7 protein-coding genes are annotated in these 7,121 nt (G+C 65.1%); 5 read left to right on the plus strand and 2 right to left on the minus strand.

The window, feature by feature from the left end:
• Positions 1 to 33: 33 nt before the first annotated feature.
• The 3 genes from E3T29_RS00845 to E3T29_RS00855 are packed head-to-tail and all read left to right on the plus strand — an operon-like array spanning position 34 to position 3,270.
• The gene (locus E3T29_RS00845; RefSeq protein WP_092341079.1) at positions 34 to 1,233 is read left to right on the plus strand and encodes an argininosuccinate synthase; all 1,200 of its coding nucleotides are present in this window, start codon (positions 34 to 36) and stop codon (positions 1,231 to 1,233) included.
• Between the two features lie 7 nt (positions 1,234 to 1,240).
• Positions 1,241 to 2,671, plus strand: a complete 1,431-nt coding sequence (gene argH, locus E3T29_RS00850) for an argininosuccinate lyase (RefSeq protein ID WP_134343680.1) — start codon at positions 1,241 to 1,243, stop codon at positions 2,669 to 2,671.
• 2 nt (positions 2,672 to 2,673) lie between these two features.
• On the plus strand, positions 2,674 to 3,270 hold the full coding sequence (locus E3T29_RS00855; protein ID WP_134343681.1) for a DNA-3-methyladenine glycosylase: 597 nt from the start codon (positions 2,674 to 2,676) through the stop codon (positions 3,268 to 3,270).
• Here the strand turns inward: E3T29_RS00855 and E3T29_RS00860 are convergent.
• Both E3T29_RS00860 and E3T29_RS00865 read right to left on the minus strand, forming a co-directional pair.
• Positions 3,267 to 3,866 (minus strand): hypothetical protein, encoded by a 600-nt coding sequence (locus E3T29_RS00860; protein WP_134343682.1) that lies wholly within the window; start codon positions 3,864 to 3,866, stop codon positions 3,267 to 3,269. The two genes, E3T29_RS00855 and E3T29_RS00860, sit on opposite strands and share 4 nt — an antisense overlap.
• Positions 3,863 to 4,480, minus strand: coding sequence for a DNA-binding protein (locus E3T29_RS00865; protein ID WP_134343683.1), 618 nt, complete (start codon positions 4,478 to 4,480; stop codon positions 3,863 to 3,865). Before E3T29_RS00865 ends, E3T29_RS00860 begins: the two co-directional genes overlap by 4 nt.
• A gap of 144 nt (positions 4,481 to 4,624) precedes the next feature.
• Between E3T29_RS00865 and tyrS the strand changes: the two genes are divergently transcribed.
• Together tyrS and E3T29_RS00875 are read left to right on the plus strand one after the other, a co-directional pair.
• The gene (tyrS, locus tag E3T29_RS00870; RefSeq protein ID WP_134343684.1) at positions 4,625 to 5,926 is read left to right on the plus strand and encodes a tyrosine--tRNA ligase; all 1,302 of its coding nucleotides are present in this window, start codon (positions 4,625 to 4,627) and stop codon (positions 5,924 to 5,926) included.
• A gap of 56 nt (positions 5,927 to 5,982) precedes the next feature.
• Positions 5,983 to 6,522, plus strand: coding sequence for a GNAT family N-acetyltransferase (locus tag E3T29_RS00875; protein WP_134343685.1), 540 nt, complete (start codon positions 5,983 to 5,985; stop codon positions 6,520 to 6,522).
• Positions 6,523 to 7,121 lie beyond the last annotated feature (599 nt).

Consider the following 7,121-nt stretch of genomic DNA (forward strand, 5'->3'; position numbering starts at 1 on the left):
AAACTTTAGACAGATCAAGATTTAGGGAGAACCATGGCGGAACGCGTTGTACTCGCATACTCGGGCGGGCTGGATACCTCGGTCGGCATCGGCTGGCTCAAGGACGCCACCGGCAAAGAGGTTGTAGCCCTCGCCGTCGACGTCGGACAGGAGGGCGAAGACATGGACGTGATCCGTCAGCGCGCCCTGGACTGCGGAGCCGTCGAATCCATCGTCATCGACGCCAAGGACGAGTTCGCGAACGACTACATCGTGCCGACGCTCAAGGCGAACGCTCTGTACCAGAAGCGATACCCGCTGGTCTCGGCCATCAGCCGTCCGCTGATCGCCAAGTACCTCGCCTCCACCGCCATCGAACTCGGCGCCGACAGCGTCGCCCACGGCTGCACCGGCAAGGGCAACGACCAGGTTCGGTTCGAAGCGGCCGTCGCGGCCCTCGCCCCCGAGCTGACCTCGCTCGCCCCGGTGCGCGACTTCGAACTGACCCGCGACAAGGCCATCGAGTATGCCGCCAAGCACGACCTGCCCATCGCGCAGTCCAAGAAGAGCCCGTACTCCATCGACCAGAACGTCTGGGGTCGCGCCGTCGAAACCGGATTCCTCGAAGACCCGTGGAACGCGCCAATCGAAGACCTCTACACCTACACCCAGGATCCCTCGGTCACCCGCGCCCCGACCGAGGTTGTCATCTCCTTCGAGCAGGGCGTGCCCGTCGCTATTGACGGCAAGAAGGTCAGTCCGCTGCAGATGATCCAGCTCATGAACCGTCTCGCCGGTGACCAGGGTGTCGGCCGCATCGACATCGTCGAAGACCGTCTGGTCGGCATCAAGAGCCGTGAAATCTACGAAGCCCCCGCCGGAATAGCGCTCATCGCCGCGCACGAAGAACTCGAGAACATGACCCTCGAGCGTGACGTAGCCCGTTACAAGCGCGGCGTCGAGAGTAAATGGGCAGAACTCGTTTACGACGGACTCTGGTTCTCCGGCTTGAAGAAGAGCCTCGACGTGTTCATCGAGGACACGCAGAAATACGTGACCGGCGACATCCGCTTGAAAATGCACGCCGGCACCGCCGTCGTCACGGGACGCTCGAGCACGACCAGCCTGTACGACTTCAACCTCGCCACCTACGACACCGGCGACTCCTTCGACCAGACCATGGCCAAGGGATTCATCGAACTGTGGTCGCTGCCGAGCAAGGTCGCCGCACGCCGCGACGCCGCCGCGAAGTAGGGCCCGCGTGTCGAGTGAGAAAAACCGCGCCGGCCGAGCTGGCGCCCTCTGGGGTGGCCGTTTCGCCGGGGGACCGTCGCCGGAACTGGCGCGGCTGAGCAAGTCGACCCAGTTCGACTGGATGCTGGCGGAATACGACCTGCAGGGCAGCCGCGCGCATGCGCGGGCCCTCGCCGCCGCCGGATATCTCACCGACACCGAATTGACCCAGATGGTCGGCGCGCTCGAAGAACTCGAGCGCGCCGTCGTCGCCCGCGAATTTCTGCCAGCCGAAGCCGATGAAGACGTACACTCGGCTCTTGAACGTGGCCTGATCGACATCATCGGTGTCGAGGTGGGCGGCAAGCTGCGCGCCGGCCGCAGCCGGAACGACCAGGTCGCCACGCTCGTGCGCATGTGGCTGCGCGACCACGCCGCCATTCTCGCCTCGCTCGTGATCGAGCTCATCGACGCCCTCGCCGCACAGGCCGAAGCGCACGAGGACGCCATCATGCCCGGCCGCACCCACCTGCAGCACGCCCAACCTGTGCTGCTTGCCCACCACCTGCTGGCGCATTGCTGGCCGCTCGTGCGCGACCTCGACCGCTTCGCCGACTGGGGCCGGCGAGCGGATGCCTCGCCCTACGGGTCCGGCGCCCTCGCCGGCAACACCCTCGGTCTCGACGCGCACCTCGTTGCCACCGACCTGGGCTTCGCCGCCGTCGTCGAGAACTCCATCGACGGCACCGCAAGCCGCGACCTGGTCGCCGAATTCGCTTACATCACCGCGCAAATCGGCATCGACATGTCGCGGCTGGCCGAGGAGATCATTCTCTGGAACACCCGCGAATTCGGGTTCGTCACCCTCGACGACGCCTATTCCACCGGGTCCTCGATCATGCCGCAGAAGAAGAACCCCGACATCGCCGAGCTCGCTCGCGGTAAGTCGGGCCGCATGATCGGCAACCTCACCGGGCTGCTCACCACGCTCAAAGGACTGCCGCTCGCCTACAACCGCGACCTGCAGGAAGACAAAGAGCCGGTCTTCGACTCGATCCAGACCCTCGAAGTACTGTTGCCCGCCTTCACCGGCATGGTCGCGACCCTCACCTTCCATACCGAGCGGATGGCCGAGCTCGCACCGCAGGGCTTCTCCCTCGCCACCGATGTCGCCGAATGGCTGGTCAAACGCCACGTTTCGTTCCGTGACGCGCACGAAATCACCGGTTCCCTGGTGAAGTTCGCCGAGACCAACGGACTCGACCTGCACGAGGTCGACGACGCGGCGCTGCTGGCGATTTCGCCGCACCTCGTTCCGGAAGTGCGCGACGTTCTCACCATCCGTGGATCGGTCGACAGCCGTGACGGCGCCGGCGGCACCGCTCCGGTGCGAGTCGCCGAGCAGCGCGCCCACCTCGTGGCCCGCGTACGCGACCTGACGGCCGCGCTCAGCCGGTAGTAGTGACGTTCGCGCCGGGCCTGCTGGAGCGACCCGCACTCGAGGTCGCCCCGCTGCTGCTCGGCGCGCTAGTGACCCGTGGGGCGGTCTCCGTACGCATCACCGAGGTTGAGGCCTACCTCGGCGAGAGCGACCCCGGTTCGCACGCCTTTCGCGGTCGCACACCCCGCACGCAAACCATGTTCGGCCCGCCCGGGCATCTCTACGCCTATTTCAGCTACGGCATGTACGTCTGCGCCAACGTTGTCTGCTCGCCGGACGGTGAGGCATCGGCCGTACTCCTGCGCGGCGGCGAGGTCGTCGCGGGAATCGACGAGGCCCGCAGTCGACGCCTGACGTCAAAAACGGATGCCGACCTCGCGCGCGGCCCGGCCCGGCTGACCAAGGCCCTCGGCATTGTGCTCGGCGATGACGGCGCCGATCTGACTGTGGCGCCGTTCGACCTTGAGGTGCCGGCCCGCCGCGCCGATTTCGCCACCGGGCCGCGTACCGGGGTGAGCGGTCTCGGTGGGGAAGTCGAGTACCCGTGGCGCTTCTGGGTGCCGGGGGAGGCATCCGTTTCGCCGTATCGGCGATCGACCCGGCAGGCGCGTCGCTAGACCAGCGCCATCGGCACCAGGGCAGCGCAGCCGCAGGCCCAGATGAGGCTCGACAGGGTGCCGATGATGAACCGCTCACGCGATTCGGCTGCGGCCAGCTCGGTGAACCGGCCGACACCCTTGATGGCGACGACGATGGCGATGGCCTCGGGAAAGCCGGCCAGGATCGCGCCGGCCACGGCCAGACGTTCCAGGATGCCGATGGTCACGCCGCCCCGCAGCACCTCGTGGGTCTCCGGGTCGCTGACCCCGGCCATGGTCGGGGCCGGTTTGCCGGCGTTCAGCACCATGATTCCGCCGTGCTGGCCGGGCGGTACCGAGTTGTTGGTGGCCAGATCGAGGGCGAGCACGGCGACCGGGCCGCCGCCGATCACGGCGAGGGCCAGCGCGAGCATTCCGAGCACGATACCGAACGCGCTGGGGCCGGGGCCCATCGGGACCGCGGCGAGCACGAGGGCCAGGGCGAGTGTGGCCATGGCAGCGATCGCGTAGAGCTGGCGGTGCAGTTTGAAGGCGATCGCGGCGCAGGTGAGCGAGGCCAGGGTGACCAGGATCAGGGCGACCCAGTACAGGAACGTGAGAACGGTGAAAGTCATAGGGGTTCCGATTCGTTCGCGTCGTGGTCGATTTGCTCTAGCAGCCTAACCAACGCCGGTCGGGCTGCCTGATCGACCCGGTACTGCGCTGCCTTGAGTCGCTGGCTCACGGCCCCGGTCGTGATTCCAAGCTCGGCAGCGATATCGGTCTGGGCCAGCCCGCTTTCGAAGAGGTCGCCGGCTTCCCAGCCCTGGGGGGTACGGCGTTGACGCAGCAGCAACAGCATGGTGACGAGTGCCTCGATGCCCGGGGCGGCTGCATCAGCTGGACTGACCTCGAGCGCAAAGTGCGCCTCGGTTCGCTTCGCGCGCACCACGGCATCGCGGGCCGCGATGAACGCACCGCCGGTGGCCTGCCGGGTAGACGCCGGCAGGGGAGTGCGCACGCTTCCCACGCCGAGCCCGACGCTCCAGTGGCCGGACCGATGGAGCGCGAGAATGGTGGAGAGCGTCGGCCGGGCCGCCGACACGAGCAGCTGAATCTCATCGCCGGCGGTCTGGTCGGGCGGCAGGCTGAAGGCATCCGGATTCTGCGCCAGGAGCCGGGCGATCATCTCCCGCGCACGATCGTGATCGTTGCGGCTGTCTATCTGGTCAGCGGTGATGACAAACATGGCGCAGGCTCCGTCCTGCATTCAGTCTAATTAAGCCCAGAGGCTAAATCAAGCCCAGTATAGGCTTTAGGCTGAATTGTCGCACGAGGAGAGCGGATGCTGCCGCCGATTCGGTGAGGCGGCCCCGGCTGGTAATCTGAACGCGTGTCAGACCCCACCATCCTTGCCCAGCAGACCAATGATCCCTCCTTCGATTCCGTGTGGGAGGAGATCAACTGGCGCGGCCTCGTGCACGTCTCCACCGACGAAACCGAGCTCAAAGCGCTGCTCGATGGTGACCCGATCACCTACTACTGCGGATTCGACCCGACCGCGGCGAGCCTGCACCTCGGCAACCTGGTGCAGCTGCTGCTGATGCGGCGTCTGCAACTGGCGGGGCATCATCCGCTCGGCCTGGTCGGCGGTTCCACCGGACTCATCGGCGACCCGCGCCCCACCGCCGAGCGCACGCTGACTCCCACCGACACCGTGGCAGAGTGGGTGGGCTACCTGCAGCCGCAGGTCTCCCGGTTCCTGAGTTCCGAGGGCGAGAACGCCGTCACGCTCGTGAACAACCTGGACTGGACCGCGCCCTTGAGCGCGATCGACTTTCTGCGCGAAATCGGCAAGTACTACCGCGTGGGCACCATGCTCAAAAAGGATGCCGTCAGCGCGCGTCTTAATTCCGACGCCGGCATCAGCTACACCGAGTTCAGCTACCAAATTCTGCAGGGCCTGGACTACCTCGAACTGTTCCGCAGCTACGGCTGCGTGCTGCAGACCGGTGGCAGCGACCAGTGGGGCAACCTCACCAGCGGAACCGATCTCATCCGTCGCGCCGAAAGCGGCACCGTGCACGCCATCGGCACCCCGCTCATCACCAACAGCGACGGCACCAAGTTCGGTAAGAGCGAGGGCAACGCGGTCTGGCTCGACCCGAACCTCACGAGCCCCTACGCCTTCTACCAGTTTTGGCTCAACACCGATGATGCCGACGTGGTCTTTCGGCTCAAGGTGTTCACGTTTCTCTCACGCAGTGAGATCGAGCGATTCGCCGAACTCGTCGAAACCGAACCGTTCCGCCGAGAAGCGCAGCGCCGGCTCGCGCTCGAGGTGACCAGCCTCGTGCACGGCCAGGCGGCGACGGATGCTGCCATCCACGCCGCCGAGGCCCTGTTCGGCCAGGGTGACCTGGCCGAGCTCGACCCGGACACTCTGGAGGCCGCCCTGCGCGAACTTCCGCACACCACGACGGCGCCGCACGCGACCGTGCTGCAATTGCTCGTCGACACCGAGCTGTCGAAGAGCATCGGTGACGCCCGGCGTGCGGTTCAGCAGGGTGGGGTGTACCTGAACAATGAGAAGGTCACCAGTGTCGACCTGACCATTGAGGGATCGGTGCTTCCCGGGGGAGTAGCGGTGCTGCGCCGCGGCAAGAAGACGCTCGCGGGTATTTTCGTCGAGTAGCCACCTCGACGGCTCCGTTGCAGGGGGTCGGCAGATGCGGGTGGCAAGATGTCGACGTGGAAACTCTTCGAACCGAACGCCTGCTGCTGCGCCCCTGGACCCTCGATGACACCGACTTCGTCTTCGGCCTGTATTCGCTGTGGTCCGTGCAACAACACATCGGGTTGAATCCACGGGTGATGACCGACCGCGCCGAGGCGATCGCGGTGATCAACCGCTGGCAGGGAATGGAACATCCCATTCATGCCATTCGAGCGGTGACGGATGCCGACACCGGCGAGATCTTCGGCAACCTATTACTCAAGTCCATTCCGGCGTCGAGTCCGGTGACACCGCTCGTGCCGTCGGGGGATACCGAGATCGGCTGGCACTTTCACCCGAACGCGTGGCACCACGGCTACGCGACTGAAGCGGCATCCGCTGTGTTGGCCGAAGGCTGGAAGACGGGACTCGATCGGGTGGTGGCGGTGACCACGCCCAGCAACCGGCCGTCGCAGCGGGTGTGCCTTCGTATCGGCATGACGCATAAGGGCAGGACCGACCAGTACTACAACTCGGTGAGCGAACTCTTCGTGGCGTTCGCCCCCGAACCCTAGCCTCCGCGCTTCCCTGCTTTCGGACGGGGCCCAGGCCCCGTCCGTGGGCCCAGTTTATAAACTGGGCCCACGGCTAGGAGGTGGGCCCGGACGCGCCGGGAGGCCCGCGAGGGGCATTTCGGGCGTGTTTCGAGCGGATGACCGCCCCCGACACGCCCGGGATGTAGCAGTGAGTTGCGGGGTATCAGGATTCACCGTAATGTCATCTAAGTCACCCCACAGGTTCGGAAAAAGACAAGCGCTTCCGGCCTCAAGCGGGACCAATCCCAAGTCAAAATAGCCCGGAATTTTCCGCGTGACAGTGACTTGATGAAGTTCACACGAAGTCGATTCAATTTAACTCGTGCTGGGCGACAAGAAATAAGAGAAGTACTCCAGTGCAATGGTCTTCGTGGCCGGCGGCTGGGTGTGTCCGATCCTTGAGAACTCAACAGCGTGCACAATGTCAAATGCCAAAAACCTCGTGGTTGCCCACCCGTTTCTAGCGGGTTGCAGCCGGGAGATTCCTTTGGAAATAATATTGAACAAGTCCTGACTTCGGTTGGGCAACTAAACAAAGCAAGTCAGTAATGATTTGTTCTTGTCAGTTTCAAACTTGC

Origin of the sequence: Cryobacterium sp. TMT1-66-1 (assembly GCF_004403435.1) — a bacterium.
Classification (GTDB): domain Bacteria; phylum Actinomycetota; class Actinomycetes; order Actinomycetales; family Microbacteriaceae; genus Cryobacterium; species Cryobacterium flavum.

Excerpts from the sequence above, each read along its gene's own strand:
- E3T29_RS00845 (WP_092341079.1), top strand. The coding sequence starts at position 34 with ATGGCGGAACGCGTTGTACTCGCATACTCGGGCGGGCTGGATACCTCG.
- E3T29_RS00860 (WP_134343682.1), bottom strand. The coding sequence starts at position 3,866 with ATGACTTTCACCGTTCTCACGTTCCTGTACTGGGTCGCCCTGATCCTG.
- E3T29_RS00865 (WP_134343683.1), bottom strand. The coding sequence starts at position 4,480 with ATGTTTGTCATCACCGCTGACCAGATAGACAGCCGCAACGATCACGAT.